Here is a 21,184-nt window from a genome sequence, read left to right on the forward strand (position 1 = left end):
GCATTTCAGCGTAGGTCCCCACACCAGGTTTCGTCTGATTTCAGGCTGTCAACTACTGAGTTAATGCGCAAGCTCAGTATCGCGAAGCACCATTCCATGGCGCTGCCGGGCGATATCGCGAGACGATTCGATTTCCTGTCGCGTGCGGATCGAGTCCCATCCCAACACACGCGCCGCGATCGCCGCAGTTTCAGCCAGCACGGCACCGGTCAATTGGCCAGAGAGCGCAATCGTCGTTCGGCGGAAAAGCAGATCCGCAAGATGCGTCACTGCTTCGTGCTCACATAGGTACTGAATCTCTCGCACTGTATAACTCGGCTCGCTTGCGAGTGGCCTGTCATGGGATCCGTCGTGCACTGGCGAGCAGAATGCTGCAATGACGGCGGCACTCGTCCCGTAGCGCAAGAATAAGGTTTCAGCTCGTTCAACCGGAACATCGCAACGCGCGGCAAGCTTGTCGATCCATGCAGCCCGATCCCCGGAGGTACGTGGAAAATCATGACCACCACCGATAGCTTCGTCGCGAGTGCTGACCCTGCGCGAGCGTCCGAGGCGCGTGAGCGTATCGTCGGCGACGGATTCGGCAAATCCCCGGAAGGTCGTCCATTTGCCGCCCACAAGCGAGAGCACAGGAGTACCAGTACCGGGCAGATGATCAATGTGCACCACGTGATCGCGACTTACGTCGCCCGGGTTGGCAGCATCCGAATACGGCAGCGGACGCACGCCGCTGTAGCGGAAAGTAATGTTCGATGCGTCCAGTTCCAGGCGGGGAAAGATCTCCCGCAATACGCCGAGCATGTATTCGACCTCACTGTCCTCGCAGCGAACCTGTTCGGGATCGTTCACGCGTATATCGGTCGAACCGACCAGGAGCCGGTCCATAAAAGGATAAACGAGGCAAATACGCCCGTCCTTCGAGCCGAAGTACACCATGCGGCCACGTAGCTGCGCATGAAGCTCAGGATGACTTACTATAAGATGCGATCCCTTCGCTCCACCAATATACTTTTGCGTGATGCCGAGCGACTGGTTCACGCTGTCGATCCAGGCACCACCGGCGTTGACAATAAGGCTCGGCGTAACAGGCAAAAGCTGCCCCGACACGAGATCCCGCAGCCAGACCGTGTCGCCGTCCACGTGGTCGACAGTGACGTAGTTTGCAGCCGCTGCTTCCTCGCAAGCGGCCAGTCCGTCTGCCACCAGTTCGTAGTTCAGTCGCTCGGCCTGTGTGACCTGTGCGTCGAAATACGTGGCGGTTGCCTTGATGGAGGGATCGAGCAACGGCAGATCTTGAAGAGAACGTTTTCTGAGCGCGATATGGTGGCGCGGCATCGTCCGGTGGTGACGGCCGAGAAAATCGTAGATCGCGAGGCCAAACTTGGAAATGACCGCACCGCGGTCCGCGAGCTTAGACTTGACACCAAAAAATCGCAGCGTAGACGCGACGATTCCGCCAAAGTACGAATGAATCGGCAGCACCGTCTCGAGCGGAAGAACAAAATGCGGTGCGTTTTTCAACAGGAGGTTGCGTTCCAGCGTGGATTCGGCAACAAGGCGAAATTCACCGGTTTCAAGATACTTCAGGCCGCCGTGAATGAGCCTCGATGGCGCCGAACTCGCGCCTGAGGCGAAGTCCGCCTTATCGATCAGCAGGCAGTCGACCTGTTGCAACGACAGGTCGCGAAATAGCCCTGCACCATTAATCCCGCCACCAACAATTAGCACGCTGACACGGCGCTGTTTCGTAAGCCGGTCGAGAAAGAATTCGCGGGATCGTTCGGTCATCGCTTGTCTCGTCATCAATGCACGGTGGCTGCGCGGTCGAGCGCCGGCCACAATGGGTTCATGCCTGAAATGAGTTGCATGTAAAGGTTGTACGCCTCTGTGAGCTGGCCGTGACGTTCCGGGTCCGGCCGGTGCGTCCGCTGGATGCGGCATGCGCGCGTGCTGGCCTCCTGCAGGGACGCGAACGCTCCGGCGCTCACGCCCGCACAGAGCGCTGCGCCGAGTGCACTGGCTTCCTGATTTTCCGGGATATCGACCGGCATGCCGAGGGTATCGGCGAATAGCTGTGCAAGCATGGGGCTTGACGATCCTCCGCCGGTCAGACCCGCCCGCTGCGCAGGGAGAACGCTGGTCAGTGCTTCAACATGGTAGCGGTGATTGAAGACCATGCCTTCGAGTACAGCACGCGCCAGATGGGCACGACGGTGCCAGCCGCGAATGCCGAAGAACGACGCACTCGCGGGCTGCTCGAAGGGAGAACCGAACAGGAATGGATGGAACATGACTGAACTCGGCTCGGCGAACACAGCTTGTAATTCGTCTCCGATCAGGTCGAACAACGAGCATCCGCGTTGGGTAGCTTCCTGCGCTTCATGGGCGAAAAATTCGCGCAGGAACCAGTCGACGTTGCTCGACGACGCTGGCGAAATGGACATGTTCATCCATTGACCGGGACGTGTACCGTTGCGACATGACCAGCGCGGATCCAGTTGCGGGCGATCAGAGAGGATCTCGTTGATGCTGAAGGTCCCCGCCGTGATCGACACGATCCCCGGTTCCGTGTTGCCCAGTCCGACGGCGCTGGACGTGACATCGTGCAATCCACATGCAACCGGTGTGCCCTCCTTCAGGCCGGTTTGCGCGGCAGCCTGTGCGGTGACACGTCCGGCGACCGCCGTGGACGGCACGATTTGCGGTAACGCCCGGTCAATAGACTCGAGACCATATAGAGCCAGAACGTCGCCGCTGTACTGTTGGGTGCGGACATCGGTAAACGATGAACTGGCTTCGGTCGGATCGGTCGCCGCGACCCCGGTCAGACAAAGACGCAGCCAGTCCTTGCAGAAGAGCACGTGGCCGATTTTCGCGTACCGCTCAGGTTCGTTGACCTGAATCCATTTGAGCAGGCTGACAGCGGCGTAAGGATACGGCTGCTGCCCGGTCAATTCCAGCGCCTGTTGAAGCAGGCCGGCTTCGCGCCACTGCTCCCGGACGTCAAACGCCCGGCTGTCGAGCGACAGCATTCCGGGGCCCAGCGGAGCACCGTCGTGGTCTACCAGGTAAAGGCCGTCGCCGTGCCCGGTTACCCCGAGCGCTGCGATCGCGCCGGCCGGCACCTGGCTCTGCTCAAGCGCATCGCGAATCGCGCCGCTCGCCGCTGCCCAGGTTTCCTGCATGTCGCGTTCGACATGACGCGGACGCGGCTGCCGTTGCTCGACACGCCGGGATCCCACGGCCACGGTGCGGCCTGCGGTGTCGAAGATAACTGCCTTGGTCGCGGTCGAACCGCTGTCGAGGCCCAGCAGATATGTCTCCATCGTGTCTCCGATCCGTTAGAGAGGTGCTGCCGCAAAGTCCCTCGGAGCGCGGGAAGCGGTTAAGAAAGCGGCTTGCCTCCGCCCGCCGATGCCTACCGATGGTATTTGGAATCAACCTCGTTGATCGCCGCCACATTACCCGCGCTTCGGCCGTTCTCGTCGAAAGTCTGCGCCAGGAAGGCGTCAGCGATAGTCTTGGCCACCTCGGTCCCGATCACCCGCGAACCCATCGTGATGATCTGCGCATTGTTCGACAACGCCGCACGTTCCGCGGAGTAGGTATCGTGGCACAACGCAGCGCGGATTCCGGGTATCTTGTTGGCCGAGATGCTGACGCCGATCCCTGTGCCGCAGACCAGGATAGCGCGGTCGTAATCCCCTCGCAGTACGCCCGACGCCACACGGTCGGACAAATTTGCATAGAACTCCTGCGGATCTGATTCGTTGGTCGAGACTTCGGAAACATCGAAGCGATCCTTGAGATATTCAGCCAACACATGGGCCAGTCCCGCCCCTGCACTATCTCCAGCAACTGCAAGTTTCATGATGACCTCCTTCAGGTTGAAGCTTCACGCATGGGGGCGCGTCAGAGGACTGCCCTGACGCGCTCCAGTATGTCCAGATATCCAGTGACGTCCCACGCAGAGCGCCCGATGAACAGCCCATCGATGTGTGCGCAGGCGGCGAGTTCGGCGCAATTGCCGGGGTTGACGGAGCCGCCGTAAAGGCACGGTACGCGGCGCCCGAGAATGTCTTGCGCAACCGCAATGATCTCTGCCTGGCGAGCATCGGCATAGTCCGCGCTGGCGGGTATGCCGTGCTCGCCGATGGCCCAGACCGGTTCATACGCGAGCAGGATCGGGGCGTTGTGCTGTGCCGGCCGCAATCCAGCCAACGCACCGCGTACTTCGGCAGCCAGGACTTCAGCGGCGCGCCCGCCTTCGCGATCAGCGAGGGTCTCGCCAATGCAGATCAGCGGCGTCAATCCGTGGCGCACCGCCGCCTCGACCTTCCGTCCCACCGTCTCATCAGTTTCACCAAAATGTTCACGACGCTCGGAGTGGCCGAGTTCGACCAGATCCATTGCGCAATCGACCAGCATCGGCGGTGATATTTCTCCTGTCCAGGCACCGCGATCAGCCCAGTGCATGTTCTGCGCGCCAACCTTCACCGTGGTATCCGCGAGTATTGCCTTAACCTCGCGAATCGCGGTGAAGGGCGGAATCACGAAGCGTTGCATCCGCGGGTCGGCGGTGCTGGTGAGCAGACCTTCGGCAAAAGCGCGCGCCTCCGCCAGGGTCTTGTTCATTTTCCAGCTGGTACCGATCCAGAAAGGGGAATGAGTCATGATGTTGTCGTCAATCGGACGCACGAACTGGAACTGCTGCGCGCCGCGCCGGAGCGGGTCGTGCTACCCGACGCGCAGGTGAAAAACCGCAGGTGCCATTTGGCGCCCTGCGGCTTCGAGTCGTAGCATCACTTCGAAAGGGTAAATGCGGAGGTGTACTTATCCACGTTGGCCTTGGTGATAAGGACGCAATCGAACAGCTGCTTTTCAGTCTTGGCACCCGTCTTGCCAGTCTTCAGGAACTGATCGGCCTCCTGCACCGCCTTGACGGAAAACGTCGCAACCGGTTGCAGCACCGTGTATTGCAACTCACCGGCCTTGACCGCAGCAACCGCCGTTGGCGACCCGTCAAAACCACCCACCTTGATGCTCGAGAGTTTGCCCGCCTGCTTGAGCGCGGCAATCCCGCCAAGCGCCATTTCGTCGTTGCCGCTGATCACGCCAATGATGTCCGGGTGCGCTTGCAACAGGCTCTGCATTGCGTTGAAACCCTTGGTGCGATCCCAGTCGGCCACTTGCGATCCGACCTTCTTCAGATCCGGATATTGGCTAAGCACCGACGTATAGCCGTTGGAACGCGTGGCGGCGTTGTTGTCGGACGGCGAGCCGAGCAGTTCGACGTAATTGCCCTTCGATCCGACGTCCTTCACCCACTGCTGCGCTCCCAGTGCCGCACCCTGTGCGTTGTTGGAAACGAGCTGCGCCTTGGCCAGGCCCTCCTGGTTGATCTCGGCATTGACGAGGAAAACCGGAATGTTGGCGGCCACCGCCTTTTTCACTGCGCCGACGGACCCGCTGGCATTCGCCGGATCAAGAATTATCGCGACCGATTTGTTGGTGATGGCGGTGTCGATCAGTTGGCTCTCGGCGTTGGTATCGCCCTTCGAAGCCGCGACGTTCGCGGTATATCCCAGCCGTTTCGCCTCGGCAGCGGCAACGTTACCTTCTGTGAGCCAGTAGGGGTTCGAGGGATCGTTGACGATGATGGTCACGAGCCCCCCCGCCGCATGAGCTTGCCCTGCGAACAGAGGCGCGGCGATGGCAACGGCGGCGAGTGACAAGGTCCTCAGGGTTCTTCTTTTGGTTGTCATGGTAAGTCTCCTTTTTTGATTAGCGATGGCGTCGGGATAAGATAAATAAGACATTCTTCTCAAGGGCCGGTGGCGCGGCTCAAGCCTTGCCGCCTTGTGGAGAAGTGGGTTGGCCGGCGGTCGGCGCAGGACGCTTGACACGGCGGCGATATTGAATGGCGTTGAGCAACACCGCGAGCACGATGACCGCGCCGGTGAACACCGTTTGCCAGTAAGAAGAGATGCCGATGATCACCAGACCGTCGGACAGGAAACCGATCACGAATGCCCCGAGCAGGGTTCCGCGAATGTTGCCGGTGCCGCCCATCAGTGACGCGCCTCCGATGACAACAGCCGCGATGGCCGTCAGTTCATAGGTCGTGCCGGCCGTCGGACCTGCGGACGTAAGCTGAGAGGACAGGATCAACCCGGCGATGGCGGCACAGACTCCCGAGAGCATATACACGCTGATCTGCACTCTTTTCACCGGAACGCCGGAGAGCTGGGCCGCGCGCTCGTTGCCGCCAGAGGCATAGAGCCAGCGACCGAAGGCCGTGCGGCTGAGCATGATGCTGCCTAGCACTCCGATGACCGCCAGGATCAGCACGCCGACCGGGACATTGAACAGGCGATCGAAGCCGAGCCCGTTGAATCCAACGTTGCCCAGATCCGCGTGGCCGCCCAGGTTGTTGTAGGTCAGGCCGTTGGTCATCAGGAGAGCAAGTCCGCGCACCACATACATCACCCCGAGCGTGGCGACGAAGGCAGGCACTTTGAACCGCGCGATGAGCACGCCGTTGACCAGGCCGATGAAGGCGCCAAGCAGACAGCACAGCACCACCACGACCCAGACCGCCGGATACAGCACGACGCCAAACAGGTTCAGGGTCACACCCTGCAGGAAGAACCCCGCGACCACCCCGGACAGGCCGAGGGTGGATCCCACCGACAGGTCGATTCCGCCGTTGATGATCACCAGCAGCATGCCGATCGCGAGGATGCCGTAGATAGCCACATGCGAGGCCATCGTGAGGAAGTTTTCGATCGCGAAGTAATACGGCGAGAGAAACGAAAATACGATGATGATCACGATCAGCGCAAAGAATGCACGTCCTTCGAGCAGCATCTTGCCGAGGTCGAAACCGTCGCCGAACCGGCTGGCGCGGGTTGACGTGGAAGGTTTGGCGGAGTCGTTCATGTTCAAGTCTCCATGCATTTCTATGATCAGATCACTACGGCTTCGCCGGAGGCGGCCATGATCTGGTCTTTGGTGGCATCGGCGCCGAATTCTGCAGATATCTTGCCCCGGCGCATGACGACAATGCGATGCGCGATGCTCAGGCATTCACCCACTTCCGACGTGGAAAACACAACTGCCAGGCCCTTTGCGGCGCTCTCGCTGAGCAGGCGAAAGACCTCGGCCTTGGCGCCGATGTCAATGCCGCGGCTGGGCTCGTCGAGCAGAATGACTTTGGGGCGGGTGGCGAGCATCTTGCCGATCACGACCTTTTGCTGGTTGCCGCCCGACAAGGAGCCGATAGGTGCGCCCGGGCCCGCCGTCTTGACGTGAACGTTTCGGATCGACTGATCGACGAGCGCCCGCTCGCGGGGAAAAGAGAGCAGCAACCCCCTGATGAAGGTGCCAATGCTCGCGAGAGACAGGTTGGTGCCGACGTTCATCGTTTGCACCAGCCCGTCGCGCTGGCGATCCTCCGGCACCAGCACAAGGCCACGGTCGATACGCTGGGCGATACTCAGGGAAGCAATGTCCTCGCCTTCCAGAAGGACCTTGCCGCCGGTCACCGAAAAGCGGCCGGCGACAGCCTCAAGCAGTTCAGTACGCCCCGCCCCCATCAGTCCGTAGATGCACACGATCTCGCCGGCACGCACTTCGAGCGACAGATGATCGACCACTGAAATACCCGCTCCCGTGTCGTCGGCAACGCTGACATCTTCAATGGCCAGTGCTGCGTTGCCGAACGCGTAGCCTGTCGGAGGCGAGCCAAGATCGAAGTTCTCTCCCACCATGTTGCGCACGATCCACGCGAGGTCGATATCGCGGGCTTCGGCGGTTGCGGTGATCCTGCCGTCGCGCAACACCACGGCGTAGTCGGTGATTTGCAGTGCCTCTTCCAGATGATGCGAGATGTAGACAATCGATACGCCGCGACTGGTCAGGTCTCGGATCACCCTGAACAGCACCTCGACCTCGGATGCGCTCAGCGCCGAAGTCGGCTCGTCCATGATGAGGATGCGCGATTGAACGGAGAGCGCGCGAGCAATTTCCACCACCTGTTGCTGGCCGAGGCGCAAGTCCTGAACGCGCGTCAACGGGTCGATTTCCTCTTCAAGATCAGCCATCAGGGCTCGTGCCTGCCGCGCTTCCTCGGCGAAGTTAACGCCGGTCGCACCGCGCAGTTCCCGTCCCATGAAAATGTTGTCGCGCACGCTGAGGTTGGGCGCGAGGCTCAGCTCCTGATGGATGATCGAGATACCGTGATCGCGTGCATCGTTTGACGAAGCAAAGGCAACGCGTCCACCATCCAGTTCGATATGCCCTGATGTTGGCGTCTCCACTCCGGCGAGGATCTTCATCAAAGTCGATTTGCCCGCGCCGTTTTCTCCGAACAAGGTGGTGACCTTGCCGCGATGGATATCGAAGTTGACACCTTTCAGCGCATGCACGCCACCATACGACTTCACGATGTCGCGGGCAGACAGCAGCACTTCGCCGGCTGCGGACTGGGTCTGAGGGGTTGGGCGCGAGGTTGTCATTTCACGTCCAGTTTCACCGGCGTCACAAGCCAGCCGTTCGGATTGATCAACTGGAAGACGCCAACAACCGAGATGGTCTTGCCCGTCAGCTTGGCCGTATCGACCTTCGACAGGACGGCCTTTTTCATTGCCGTGTTGATCGCGTATCCGGCGTTCTGATAGTCGATCTGGTTGGTGAATTGCTCAAAGCTGATGGTGCCGGTGGCATCGCGCAAATCAGTGCCATTGATCGCCGGGCCGGTCTGCACACGGATGATCACCGAGTCAGGCACGTTCGGCACCTTCACGGTATAAATCCCGGCATCTTCGCTACCCGCAACACCGGTGAACTTGACCGATATTTCAGGCCCGATGCCACCGCCTGCCACGCCGTACTGCTTGCCGGCGGCGTCCTGGTCCTTGGCAATGGCAGCGGCCAGCGTGTCGGCGCTGACTGCGCGGCCCTCAATTGCCGCCTGCGTCTTTGGAAATTGCGACTCGCCGTAGGCAGCGGGATCGAAGGTTTTGACTTGCGTATCGCCTGCCGACCCGATCTTGACGACCTTGGTGCTCAGGGCCATCGCCACGATCAGAATCACCAGCAGCACTACTTCAATTGCTATATGAACGCTGCGCCGGGAGCGCCTGTTCATCGAAGGGGTAGTTGTGTTCACGAGAACACCTCCTGTACTCCTGACTGACGGAAATGCGAAGCGTGCGTACCGTATCGTCTCGCTTCGACCAGTACCTTCACCGCGCCCACTGCGTATAAAGCGTGACCGGCCCGACCGCGCACGGGATTTGTCATTTCATGCTGTACCACGTTGCCCCCAGTCATCAGCGATCACGTTAAGCACCATCGCCGCGGACGCCGCCCCCGGATCGATGTGTCCGAGACTGCGCTCGCCGAGACGCGCTGATCGTCCCTTGGTCGCGACCATCGATTTGGTGAATTCGGCCCCGGATGTCGCCGCGCTCCGTACCCGCGCCATGATCTCGGGCATCGACAACCCCGTCGCCATGCCTTGCTCGGCCGCTGCGGCCGCGGGCGTCCAGACGTCGACCATGGTTTTTTCGCCCTGCTCGGCCTTGCCTCGCGACCGGATGCCTTCGGCCATGGCTACGATCAGCATCGGCGCTTCGGTCAGCGGCATTTCTGCGCGCGCCCCGGCAGCCTTGGCCGCACGCATGAGCGCGGTGGCGTACAGCGGCCCCGAAGACGCGCCGACTGCGTTCAGGAACCCCTTGGCCGCGGCATTGAATTGATCGGCGAGCGAAACTTCCGCAGGTAGCGCATCAATCGCACGGGATGCCGCGGCAAATCCGTCCGCCATCGCGATGCCGTGGTCGGCATCGCCGATCACACCGTCGAGGCGGCACAGCTCATCTCGCGCTGCGCCGATGGTGTCGGCGAGCTGGCGGAACAAGCGCGCAATGTCACCGGTCGTCAGCATCGCCAGCCCCCTGTTGATACATCGCGCACTGGCATGGGTGGTCCAGCAAGCGCTGCAATTCGTCGTCGAGATGCATCAAGGTGATCGAGGCGCCGGCCATTTCGAGCGAGGTGCACAGCGGCCCGACCAGGGTGCGATGCACGATCAATCCCGCCTCTGCCAATCGCTGCGCAACGCGGCGGTTCAGGATGTACAACTCCATCAACGGCGTTGCGCCGAGCGAGTTCACCAGCACCGCCACGCGGTCTCCCCTCGCCGCGCCCATCTCGGCGAGGATGGCGTCCATGATCTCGTCAACCACGGCATCGGCCGGACGTAGCGCCTCGCGGCGCATCCCCGGTTCGCCGTGGATGCCCATGCCGATTTCCATCTCGCCCGCTGCGATCTCGAAGTTGGCGCGCCGCGTCTGCGGCAACGAACAGGGCGCGAGCGCCACGCCCAACGTGTACGTGCGGGCGTTGGCGTGACGCGCCACCCGCTCCACCTCGTCCAGTGACATCATCAGGTCAGCCGCCGCACCCGCGGCTTTGAAAATAAACACATTGCCCGCCACCCCGCGCCGTTGTGCACGCTTGTCGCGAGGCGCGGAGGCGATGTCGTCGGTGGTAACCACCGTGCGCGCCTCTACGCCCTCCAGTTCGAGCAATTCAGTAGCCATGTCGAAGTTCATCACGTCGCCGGCATAGTTGCCGTACATGAACAGCACCCCGGCGCCTCCATACGTGGCGAGTGCCGCATCGACGGCCGGTTGCGGCGGCGGGGACGCGAAGACATTGCCGATCGCCGCTGCGTCGGCCAAGCCCTTGCCGACAAAGCCCAGGAAAGTTGGCTCGTGCCCCGAGCCGCCGCCGATCACCAGCGCCACCTTTCCGGGGCGCGGTCCGTGACGCGCCACGATCGCACGAGGTGCACGCTCATGCCTCTGCAGCAAGTCGCCGTGTGCGGCGATCACGCCGTCCAGCATCTCGTCGACGGCGGCATTGCCGTCGTTGATCAGTTTCTGTGTCATCGCGCCGTGCATAGCAGTCTGGTCCCTTCAAATATTCAGGTCGGAAATGCCGGTATCGAAATGCGGAGCCCAGAACGCCACCGATTCGGCGATCTGCTCGACGACCTGCCGATCCTTCGGTTCACGTTCCTTGAACGACAGCTCCAGGCATATTTCGTTATCCTTCCCGCCGCCTTCGTGAAGGGCTTCGATCAGCGCAGCGGGCTGGATGCGGCCGCGCGCATTGAACTCGGCAGTGAAAGGATGGTGGCCGCCCTTGTCCATCAGCGACTGCTTGATGTGGATGATGGGCGAGACGCGCGGCACCGCGCGTGCCCAGGCATAGGGGTCGAAGTCGTCAGGGTTGGCGCTGGTAATGTCGCCGTGATCGATGTCAGCCATCATCCACATGGGCACCGCCATGTTTGCGGCGCTCAACCGTTTTTGCAGCGCCATGCACGCGGCGATCGTCTCGCCGAACTCGCGCCCGACCGACATGGGCTCCCAGAACACATACTGCAATCCAGCGGCCTTGGCGTGCTCGGCCACCTCGGCCCAGCAGTCGATAGCGGTCTGGACCAGCGCCTCGCGCCGGCCGGCATCGTCGTAGTCGCGATAGGTAAAGATGGCGAACTGAGTGCCGATCGAATTGCCGCCAAGATCGGCGGTGATGTCAGCGAAGGTCTTGAACCAGTCGACGTAGTAACGCCGCACGTCAGGATCCGGATGGCCGAAGTGATTCAGCCGCCCGTAGGGACCGGTCATGCCGGATGTAATTCGCACCCCGGTGCGCGCCATCGCCGCGCGCATCTGGCGCGTGAGACGTCGCGTGAGCGCAGCGGGCCACGACGGGTTGATGAACTCGTGCGTGAGCTGCACGTCGCGGATCTTCATCTGGTGCGCAATGGCGTCGATGAGATCATCCGGTTCGGCGAAGCGATTCACCAGTGGATTGGTATTGAGTGCGAGCGTGAAAGCCATTTTCGTCTCGTCGTGTCTCGTGTTGTATGCGGATCGATCACGGCCCGGTTCAGGCGGATTTCCTGTCGAGGCCGTCGAACCAGGCACCGAACGCTGCCGTTTGCTCGGCGCTCATGTGCAGTCCGTGCTTGGTGCGCCGCGTCAGGATGTCCGGCGCCGTCTCGGCCCACTCATGCGTCATGAGGTAGCGCACTTCGGCCTCGTAGAAATTCGGCCCGAATTGCCGGCCGAGAGCGGCAAGCGAGTTGGCGGAGTCAATCACCTGCGCCGTGCGTGTACCGTAGGTCCGCGCGTAATGAAGCATCAGATGCTCCGGCAGCCAGCCATACTCTCGCTGCAAACGCGCAATGAACCGCGGCACGTCAGCTCCTTCGATCTCTCCTCCCGGCAGCGTTGCGGTGGACGTCCAGTCTTGCCCCATGTCGGGAAAGGTCGGCCGCAGGCGTTGGAGCGCGTGCTCGGAGAGCTTGCGAAAAGTCGTGATCTTGCCGCCGAAAACGTTGAGCAGAGGCGCGCCACCAGCGGTGTCGAGGTCGAACACATAGTCGCGCGTCACCGCCGAAGGATTGCCTGCCCCATCGTCGTACAGCGGGCGCACGCCGGAGAAGGTCTGCACCACGTCCTGACGCCGCAGCGGCTGCCGGAAGTACCGGTTCACGGCGGCCAGCAGGTAGTCGACTTCTGATTCGTCAATCGATACGTTTTCCGGCGCACCGTCCCAGGGGATATCCGTGGTGCCGATGAGCGCCTTGTCCCCTTCGTAGGGATTGATGAAAATCACCCGCTTGTCGTGATTCTGAACCAGATAGGAATGCGGGCCGTCCCAGAACTTCGGGGTGACAATATGACTGCCCTTGACGAGCCGCACCTTGCGGGTCGAGTGGCCTGCCGCCACGCGCTCGATGACGTCGGCCACCCAGGGCCCGGCGGCATTGACCAGCGCCCTGGCGGTAACAAAGCGAGTTGTACCGTTGCGCGTGTTGCGCAACTCGATGCGCCACGCATCCCCTTCGCGCCGTGCCGAGATGCAGGCGGTACGCGTGAGCACCTGTGCGCCGAGCTGCGCCGCGTCCACGGCGTTGAGCACCACGAGGCGAGCGTCATCCACCCAGCAATCAGAATATTCGAAACCCCTGTGGTACTCGTCCTTGATCGGTGCGCCTTCGGGACTGCGCCGCAGATCGAGGGTCCGTGTGCCCGGCAACTTCTTGCGCCCGCCGAGGTGATCGTATAAAAACAGCCCCAGCCTTACCAGCCATGCCGGACGGTCGTCCGGACTGTGCGGAAGCACAAACCGCAGCGGCCAGATGATATGCGGAGCGGCGTTGAGCAGCACTTCGCGCTCGATCAACGCCTCACGCACGAGCCTGAATTCGTAGTACTCAAGATAACGCAGCCCTCCATGCACCAGCTTGCCCGAGCGCGACGAGGTGCCCTGCGCCAGATCGTCCTTCTCGCACAGGATCACCGACAGCCCACGGCCCGCGGCATCGCGCGCGATGCCTGCGCCGTTAATGCCACCGCCAATGACCATCAGGTCGACCATCTGGCTGTCGCTCATCTCACCGCCCTCCGTTCGGCTGTCGCAGCTACAGCAAGGGCTCCGGGATGGCCCCTGCCTTTTGTCTGCCGTGCCATTGCATCCCACACGGGTTCCAGAGCATGTCGTGCCTCCTGGTACACGGGAAACGCGTGCGCGTAGGTCCGCATCAGGTCCGGATCAGGCGTCTCGACCTGCCCCAGCAGTGGAGTAACCCACTCGGCGATGCACGCCTGCATGTCGGGATAAACGCCAAGCGCTACTGCCGCCATCATGGCCGCGCCGGCCGCGCCCGCCTCTTCGCGCGTGGACGTTCGCACCGGCGCGCCGACCACCGCGCCGAGCACCGCACGCAACGCACGAGACCGGGTTGCGCCACCGGTCAGGCGCAGCTCTGCGGGCATTGCGCCGCCCATTGCCGCATAACAGTCGCGCGCGGCCATCCCCAGCCCCTCGACCACCGCCAGCAACAAATCCGGGAAACGGCTTTCGCTTGTCAGTCCGGTGAAGTTGGCGCGCGCGTTGGCGTTGACGAACGGCCCGCGTTCGCCCGCATCCGAGATATACGGGTGGTAAAGGTGCGCGCCCGGCCGGCCCGCTTGCAACCATCCATCGATGCGTTTCACCCGATCACTTTGCGAAAGCGTCGTGCCGAAATCCGCGAGCAGGTCACATGCCAGATTCAAGATCCAGTCGACGTTCAGGGTCGCAGCCATGTTCGACTGCACCTGCGCCGACATGCCGGGTATTGGCAGGGCGATGACGTACCCCGTGGCCTCGGCATTCAAATACACGTCGGCGTTCTGGACTGCACGCATGTGCATTCCCGTCGACCCGATGATCGAGCAGGTGGCGCCGACGGCACAGGCAGTGTGGATGCCGGCGCCCAACGCTGTCAGCACGATGTCGACGAATCCCAGGCACACCGGTGTTCCGGCCAAAAGGCCCGTTGCCGCCGCAGCTTCAGGCGAAAGCGCATGGGTGACCTCGGTGCCGTCCACGATCTCGGGTAACAATCCGCGCCGCGCCGACAGCCCCAGGGCTTCGATCACCGAGGCGTCATAGCGCCGGGTGCGGAAGTTGCCATAGGTGAAAGTCGCCTCCGACGGATCCGTTGCGCGCACTCCGGTGAGATTGAGATACAGCCAGTCCTTGCAATGCAACGCGACTTCGGAGCGATCGAGCACCTCGGGCGTCGTTGTGTCCATATGCGCGATCTGCGCGCCCTGACTGCACGCCGCAAGCCCGGTACCGGTGGCCTCGAAGCGAGCACGGCTTGCCGAGCTGCCCTGCAGCCGCAGAACGGTGTCCGCAGCCCGCGCGTCCAACCACAGCCAGGCGTCGCTCGCGGGCTTGTTTCCCGCACCGACGAGCCAGGTGCCGTCGCCCTGCCCCGTGACCGCCACCGCTGCAGTGCGCCGCGCCAGGCCCTCGACCTTGGCGCCCAGATCGCGCAGCGTCTGCGAGCAATCTTCCCAGGTCTGGTCCAGCGCCTGAAAGGCCGCGCCATCGGCATTCGTGGTGTAGCGGTTAGGGACCGATGCCACTGCGATCTGCCGCCCTGCCAGATCGAAGGCGACCGCCTTGATGACCGACGTGCCGGCGTCGATGCCGACCAGGAGATCGCGTCCGGCGCCGGCACTGAATGACGGGACGCTCACGCGGCCTCCTCGTTGATTGTTCCGTCATTCAGCGCCAGCGCCGTGGCCTCATCCGTTATCAACCCGCTGAGGAGGCCGCTGTTCAGAACCGCACGGATCGCCTCTACCTTCCCAGCACCGCCGGCGATGGCGACGATGCGCCGCCCGGTCAGATCAGCGAGATTGGGGGCCACCGTGCGCGCGGCCAACGATGTTTCAACAGATTTGCCGGCGTGATCGAAAAAGTGACCCAGCACTTCGCCCTGGCCACCGAGATCGCGCACCTCACGAATTTCTGCCGGCTCGATCATTTGCGACGCAACGAGCTGCGCGTCGGGCTGTGCAGTCCCGATACCGACGATCATCAGGTCCGCGTGGGCTGCCAGGTCGAACACCTCCCGCACGCCGCGCTGCGACAGCAATACCTCCCGGTCCTCGGCCGTATTGGCAAAAAACGGAAGTGGCAGCACATAGGACACGGCGCCCGTTTTTTCCGCCAGACGGTGAATCACGTCGTACGGATTCGCCGTGTAGTTGCGCGTCACCCCGCCCAACAGCGACACAAATCGCACCTTGCCTGCATCCATGCGCGGCATGTCAGCCACGACGGCCGCCAGCGTACGGCCATGCCCCATGCCGATCACTCCGCCTTGACGAGCCGCGATCTCGCGTTGCAGAAAGTGCGCTCCGGCCACGCCAAGGGCACGCAGCGGAAGGCCGGCCTCATGCAGATCCGGAACCACCTCGCAATACGCAAGACCATACCGATCGGCAATTTCCGCTTCCAGTACGACGCATTCCGCCACGTCACCATCGATCGTGACCTTCACCGCGCCACTCTGGTTGGCGCGTGTGATAAGCCGATGCGCCTTGACGTTGCTTACCCCAAGGCGCGTGGCGACATCAGCCTGCGTCTGCCCTGCCGCGTAATGCAACCACGCCGCCCTGATCGCGAGACTGTCTTCTGCATCACGCCTGTCGGCGGATTTCGTCATATCTTTTCACCTGCAAAACCTGAAAATGATTTTTTTTTCGTAAGCTGTAATTTTTTTCAACTGTGCCAAGAATAGCAAGCAGATTCGCCGTTGCCATCCGAGATAACCCTTGCTCCCATCCGCCGAACTCACGAGAAGCCCGCCGGGTAATCCGCTTTCCGTGTCGCGTCAGCGAACGCACAAGGGGGAAGCCGCACGTGACGCAAGGCGACAGGGAGCGCTTGTTCCCGGCAGCAACGGAACTGATGGGGAGGAGTTGACCGATTGCGGCAGAGACAGTCCAGCTTTGCTATGTGCCGATACCTTCTTTTAGTACGGCGCGATGACGTGCGGCGTTCATCAACCCGTCACGTCCGGCAACCTGAGCAGATCAAGGAACGCCCGCACGATCGGTGTGGCCGGCTCGCTCGCGCTGCCCTTGAAGACGGCCGCAAGCTCCCAACAGGGTTCACCCGTTTCGCGAAACATCGCCGTTGCGATCGGCGTGCCACGTGTGTCTCGAACGCGTTCGGCAGCGATGGATCCGGCACCATCGCGATCGCTAAACCCTGCGCAACGAGTTCGAGCAATATCGGCATGTCGTTGACCTCGAAGGCGATTGAGCGGTGCAGCCTCGCAGCCGCAAAACTTCGATCGACAAGCCGCCGCACGCTCCAGTCCGGACGCAGATCCGCGAACGTCTCTTCGCCGAGATCGGACAGCATGACTCGCTCGCGCCCGCAAGCCGATGACGCGTCGCGCAGACGACGACCATTCCTTCGCACGCGAACATCCGCGAGGCAAGATCGTTGGACAGCGCATCCGGCGGCTGCGTAAATGCGAGATCGAGGCGCCCTTCCAGTACCTGATCAAGCAGCGCGCGAGCCGTCGAGCGTCAACTGGATACCGATCCCGCTGAACGCGGACCGGAACAGCCCTAGTGCCGCCGGCAGGTCGACGAACGGCGCAAGACTGTGAATCGCACCAATGCTGAGCCTCCCGCGCGCAAGTCCATGGACCTGCGTCACGGCATGGCGCGCGGCGCGCGCGGCTGCGAGCACTCGTCGCGCTTCGTCGAACAGCACTTCGCCGGCCCGGGTCAGGTCGACCCGCCGCGTGCTGCGAATGAACAACGGGCCGCCAAGGTCATCCTCCAGCGAACGAATTGACGCCGACAGCCCCGACTGAACGAGATTGAGGCGCCGCGACGCGCGCGTGAATTGGCGCTCTTCGGCGACCGCCACAAAATGCTCAAGTTGTTTGAAGTCCATACGCCGCCTCGATAAAGACACCACCCGATTAATCAGAAATGGTGCTAAATCCAAGCATATATTCCTGTTGCTCCGAATCCCGCGGTCGAGGCCCTGCGGCGCGCTCGACCCTCTGTTTAAGTTCAGCGAGCCAGCATCTGTAGGCGTCGCCCCACGAATCGTCGGGCAGGTTATCGGTCATGCAGTCTCTACGGTGGCCGTTGGTTAGGCGGCGACAATGGTTAAGTCCGATCGTGTTCCCGGTGTAGCGACATTCATCTTGACCGGACGAACATGCTGCTTGACGCTATTCAGGATTGTGACAGTCGACGGTCTCACTGAGCCGCAGGACCTTCGCGATTGTTCTCCCTCAGCGTAATGCCCCGTGTGCCATGGCGAGCATACCTTCGTGCAGAGAGTGTATCTGCCGGCTCAATTCCCAACCGGTTCGCGAAATGGTTCATCAGGCTATTGAACGTCAGCGAAAATGCTTCGCTCTGGAACTGTTCATCGCTCAAGCCAAGCATGTGACAGACCTGCTGCGGAAACGTGCGCAAAAGGCGTCCAGATTCCCGCATGTCCAATCTCTCACCGTGACGCCGGACTGCGATCTGGCTGGCAAGATGCCGTTTGTCGGGCGTGGATAGCGAAGAGACAACTGCTGCGGGCGCCTGGCGCGGCCACACGTCAGGTTGACGTCCGTCAGTATCCTCGCATGGGAGGCGTCGGGTCCATTTCATTAAAACCCTCGAGGGAGCATCCGGCGTGCAAATAGCCTTCTCGACGACGTTCATTCGGTTCGCGTTTCAACCATCCTCAGGAATCGCTGCGTTCGCTCATGCTTCGGGTGATCGAGTGCCGGTGACGTTGTGAATACGCTCAATCAAATCAGTGTCGCGTCAGGGGAAGGCGCCATCGCGGCGACAGCCATTCATAGGAGCTTAGACCGCAATCCACGTTAAATGTCAGAACTGAAGTCAGGGTCCGCGTCGTCACGTTCACAACTGGGTGACCATTTCAATGTCCTTCAACTTACCCATTGGCCCGTGCTCATCAAAAGCTTAAGCGTAACAGACCGATGCATCCGAATTGCACCACAACCCTTGCCTCGACCATCACCGGCAGTCCGCTCACCTAGCGTCTGTCGTTCGGTCCCGGGCTCTGTCATCTCCTGCAACGCTCTATGTATAGCCGAGTGAACGCTGCGCCAGCATCGCTTAAGGACGATGGTCAAGATGCAAACGTATGTAAAAATTTGCCGTCTTTTCTAATTTTTCTGCAACACGCGGTAGTGCTCCGGCAGCGCTGCCAAAGCCTAGCGTGGAAGAGGACATCTGGCAGGCCGAATCGGTAAACGGCGCATTAGCTGCTCGTGCCAGTCTAGCCGCCCTCTAAGCCCTATCCCTTGGTCCACCCTCAGGCGATTCCAAGCAGCAATCTCCTTTGTATCGCAAGTAAATCAACAGCAGTTTACGGAAATTAAATCCCATACCGGTCAATCACGCAATCCGTTGCATATACTTCGGCAAATCGGGTTCGGGCAACACCGCCAGCACCTTCAAACGCTTGAGCGTGCGTTCCTGCGCGGCACGCAGATGTCCACCTAGCGCTGCAGTTGCAGCGTCGACATCGTTATCTAGCAGATGCCGCAATATCGCACGATGTTCCGTTAGCGTCGCCACGTCAGGATGCAGATTGAAGGCATTATGGAACGCATGATTCACCGTCAGCGGCATGTGCGCGTGCCCGATCGTGCGCAGTAGCTTCTTGTTATGCGCGTACTGCAGGCAGTCGACGTGCAGTGTGGTCTCAAGCCGCTGCAAACCATCCGCATCGATAGAATCCGGATCGCGGATCGCACCTTCGATTTCAGCATACGCATGGGTGAGCACATCATGCGCGAGCAAAGGCTGGCTGGCGCGAAGCGCGGCCGGCTCCAGCAACATGCGCAGTTCATAGTCCTGCGCTACCGCTCGCGCGGTCAGCGGACCAGCAAGCCAGTGCGAGTAAGCCGACTTCTCGATCAGTCCGAGATCGCGAAGTCGGTTCAGCGCTTCACGTACCGTACTGCGACTCACGCCAAATGCTTCTGCCGCTACGCTCTCGTCGATGCGGAAATGACCGAACGCGATCCCGATCGACACCGCCGCTTCGAGAGCGTGATAGATTCGCTCGCTGTTCGACGGCAGCGCTAGCGCAACCGGTGCCTCGTCCAGGCCGAGCGTCACTTCGGACAACGGTGCGCGTAACGGCTCCGCCACGCTACCGTCGGGATGTGCGACCAGGTAGCCGCGCCCTTCGAACGTGTGCAGCAGCCCGCCAGCATGCAGCATCTCAAACGCCTTGCGCACCGGCACGCGGCTCGTGCCGAAAATCTGCGCGACCGGTCCCTCGACCAACACCAGTCCAGGAGACACGCGTCCGAGCGCAATCGCCTTCTTCAGGTGGTCGTGGATCAGGCGGTAGCGTAGTCGGGTGTCTGCATCAATCGCAGCCTCCGCAAGCGAAAGCGGCAGCGAAGGCGGCAGCGGAACCGGAGCGCGTATGCGTCTTTTCATCTTTCAGGTTTTTGTGCATCAGGCTTGCTTGAATTCATTCCAGCGACGCACCAGGTAATTGTGCTCGTCCATCACCGAGTTCCAAACCGCAATGCGGCCCATGCGCGACACATAGTTGCCGCCATCGCGTTGCTGACCCGCGGCGATCAGGTGCTTGCTGGTCGGGCCCGGCAGTTCGGACTCAGCGGGCTTGCCATCGTACCAGTAAGCCCATTCCGCGGCGTCGAGATAGCCGCGCGAGCGCTCGGAGTTGGAGATATAGAAACCCTGTCGTGCCATGGCAGCGCCAGCCCAGCCGTCGAGCCACCAGTTGAGGTAATCATATGCGGCATCGAGTACGCGTCCCTGCGCGACACGCGACAGCGACATCCCTCCGAACCATGCGCGGTAGCCCTCTTTGGGACTGGCCAGCCGGAAGTGCAGACCGGCACGCTGAAGTTCGACGGCTGCGGGCGACCAGACACTTTGGATCACAACCTTGTTGGCGATCATCAGTTGCGCAGCGTCTGCGAAAGTCGACCAAAAGCCGACAAAGTGGCCGCGCCGCTTGAAGCCGATCAGCGTCGAGATCAGCGCGTCGATTTCTTCGATCGTCAGGTTGCCAATGTCCGCGAACTGCATGAGACCGCTGGCCTCGACAGCGAGCGCGGCGTCGATTGCCCCGATCGCCGCGTCCGCCTGCAATGCAACGCGACCGGCCAGTTCCGGCGCAAGCAGCCACGCCCAGCTTTCCGGCGTCGCCGCTAATGACGGCGGCAATGCGTCCTGGAGATAGACGAAGCTGTCCGCGTTGTGCGTCAGCGGCAGCATGCTGATGCGATCGGACGCCTTGCGGGCGAGCGATCCGTCAGCCTGTACGTAAAGGCGGTCAACCGGAACGCTTCCGGCGCTTGCGCACTTATGCCGCGCGAGGCTGTTCGCGCGCGGTAGCGAATTGACTTCTTGCCAGCGCCTGATTCGCGCGAGGTCGATCGGCTGAAGCGCGCGCGCGGGCCACAGGTAATCGATGCTATGAAACCACTGGTCGTAGATTTCGTAACTCTCGGGGTGCATCACGCCGGCACGCTGCACGGCCGAGCTGTCGTCGACAATGAAACGCAGCCGGATCCCCAGATCTTCCTCGGCCTGCTTGCGGATGTGTTCCTGCAGCGTGGACGTGGTGCCCAGTACACGCAGTTCGACCTTGCCCCGGTGAACCGCGGGCGCGCGGGTCGGTCGAGACGATGCGCCTGGTGTGTCGCCTGGCGCCGGGGGTGGTGATTGCGGCGTCGGCGAATGAAGTGTCGACGGATCGGACTTGC

Annotated in this window: 17 protein-coding genes and 1 pseudogene; all 18 read right to left on the minus strand. The window is 61.7% G+C overall.

Annotated features, from left to right (window positions below):
* Positions 1-60: 60 nt before the first annotated feature.
* The gene (locus AWB69_RS16830; RefSeq protein ID WP_062086669.1) at positions 61-1,788 is read right to left on the minus strand and encodes a glycerol-3-phosphate dehydrogenase/oxidase; all 1,728 of its coding nucleotides are present in this window, start codon (positions 1,786-1,788) and stop codon (positions 61-63) included.
* Positions 1,789-1,802: 14 nt separating this feature from the next.
* Positions 1,803-3,326: an FGGY-family carbohydrate kinase gene (locus tag AWB69_RS16835; RefSeq protein WP_063977826.1), complete on the minus strand. Its 1,524-nt coding sequence runs from the start codon at positions 3,324-3,326 to the stop codon at positions 1,803-1,805.
* 92 nt (positions 3,327-3,418) lie between these two features.
* Positions 3,419-3,871 (minus strand): D-erythrulose-4-phosphate isomerase, encoded by a 453-nt coding sequence (gene derI, locus AWB69_RS16840; protein WP_062086673.1) that lies wholly within the window; start codon positions 3,869-3,871, stop codon positions 3,419-3,421.
* Positions 3,872-3,912: 41 nt separating this feature from the next.
* Positions 3,913-4,674, minus strand: coding sequence for a triose-phosphate isomerase (locus AWB69_RS16845; RefSeq protein WP_062086675.1), 762 nt, complete (start codon positions 4,672-4,674; stop codon positions 3,913-3,915).
* Between the two features lie 128 nt (positions 4,675-4,802).
* Entirely contained in the window at positions 4,803-5,906 is a 1,104-nt protein-coding gene (locus AWB69_RS16850) for a D-ribose ABC transporter substrate-binding protein (protein ID WP_231937139.1), read from the minus strand.
* Positions 5,845-6,942, minus strand: a complete 1,098-nt coding sequence (locus AWB69_RS16855) for an ABC transporter permease (protein ID WP_062086679.1) — start codon at positions 6,940-6,942, stop codon at positions 5,845-5,847. Before AWB69_RS16855 ends, AWB69_RS16850 begins: the two co-directional genes overlap by 62 nt.
* A 26-nt stretch (positions 6,943-6,968) precedes the next feature.
* The gene (locus AWB69_RS16860) at positions 6,969-8,519 is read right to left on the minus strand and encodes a sugar ABC transporter ATP-binding protein (protein WP_062086681.1); all 1,551 of its coding nucleotides are present in this window, start codon (positions 8,517-8,519) and stop codon (positions 6,969-6,971) included.
* Positions 8,516-9,172, minus strand: coding sequence for a DUF2291 family protein (locus AWB69_RS16865; protein WP_231937140.1), 657 nt, complete (start codon positions 9,170-9,172; stop codon positions 8,516-8,518). Before AWB69_RS16865 ends, AWB69_RS16860 begins: the two co-directional genes overlap by 4 nt.
* A 135-nt stretch (positions 9,173-9,307) precedes the next feature.
* The gene (dhaL, locus tag AWB69_RS16870) at positions 9,308-9,952 is read right to left on the minus strand and encodes a dihydroxyacetone kinase subunit DhaL (protein ID WP_062086685.1); all 645 of its coding nucleotides are present in this window, start codon (positions 9,950-9,952) and stop codon (positions 9,308-9,310) included.
* Complete coding sequence (locus tag AWB69_RS16875) at positions 9,936-10,961, minus strand: dihydroxyacetone kinase subunit DhaK (protein WP_062086828.1); 1,026 nt, start codon at positions 10,959-10,961, stop codon at positions 9,936-9,938. The genes dhaL and AWB69_RS16875 overlap by 17 nt, the downstream gene beginning before the upstream one ends.
* Positions 10,962-10,988: 27 nt before the next feature.
* Positions 10,989-11,921, minus strand: a complete 933-nt coding sequence (locus AWB69_RS16880; protein WP_062086687.1) for a sugar phosphate isomerase/epimerase family protein — start codon at positions 11,919-11,921, stop codon at positions 10,989-10,991.
* Positions 11,922-11,970: 49 nt separating this feature from the next.
* Complete coding sequence (locus AWB69_RS16885) at positions 11,971-13,482, minus strand: glycerol-3-phosphate dehydrogenase (protein WP_062086689.1); 1,512 nt, start codon at positions 13,480-13,482, stop codon at positions 11,971-11,973.
* Complete coding sequence (locus AWB69_RS16890; protein WP_082913440.1) at positions 13,479-15,122, minus strand: FGGY-family carbohydrate kinase; 1,644 nt, start codon at positions 15,120-15,122, stop codon at positions 13,479-13,481. The genes AWB69_RS16885 and AWB69_RS16890 overlap by 4 nt, the downstream gene beginning before the upstream one ends.
* Positions 15,119-16,096, minus strand: coding sequence for a sugar-binding transcriptional regulator (locus AWB69_RS16895; RefSeq protein ID WP_062086691.1), 978 nt, complete (start codon positions 16,094-16,096; stop codon positions 15,119-15,121). Before AWB69_RS16895 ends, AWB69_RS16890 begins: the two co-directional genes overlap by 4 nt.
* A 347-nt stretch (positions 16,097-16,443) precedes the next feature.
* Positions 16,444-16,952 (minus strand): annotated as a pseudogene (locus AWB69_RS49395) (LysR substrate-binding domain-containing protein).
* Positions 16,945-17,346, minus strand: a complete 402-nt coding sequence (locus tag AWB69_RS49400) for a LysR family transcriptional regulator (protein ID WP_062086695.1) — start codon at positions 17,344-17,346, stop codon at positions 16,945-16,947. Before AWB69_RS49400 ends, AWB69_RS49395 begins: the two are co-directional and overlap by 8 nt.
* Positions 17,347-18,824: 1,478 nt before the next feature.
* The gene (locus tag AWB69_RS16915) at positions 18,825-19,883 is read right to left on the minus strand and encodes a GntR family transcriptional regulator (RefSeq protein WP_062086699.1); all 1,059 of its coding nucleotides are present in this window, start codon (positions 19,881-19,883) and stop codon (positions 18,825-18,827) included.
* Positions 19,884-19,901: 18 nt separating this feature from the next.
* Positions 19,902-21,059: an ABC transporter substrate-binding protein gene (locus AWB69_RS16920; protein ID WP_062086831.1), complete on the minus strand. Its 1,158-nt coding sequence runs from the start codon at positions 21,057-21,059 to the stop codon at positions 19,902-19,904.
* Positions 21,060-21,184 lie beyond the last annotated feature (125 nt).

The organism is Caballeronia udeis (genome assembly GCF_001544555.2).
Lineage (GTDB): Bacteria > Pseudomonadota > Gammaproteobacteria > Burkholderiales > Burkholderiaceae > Caballeronia > Caballeronia udeis.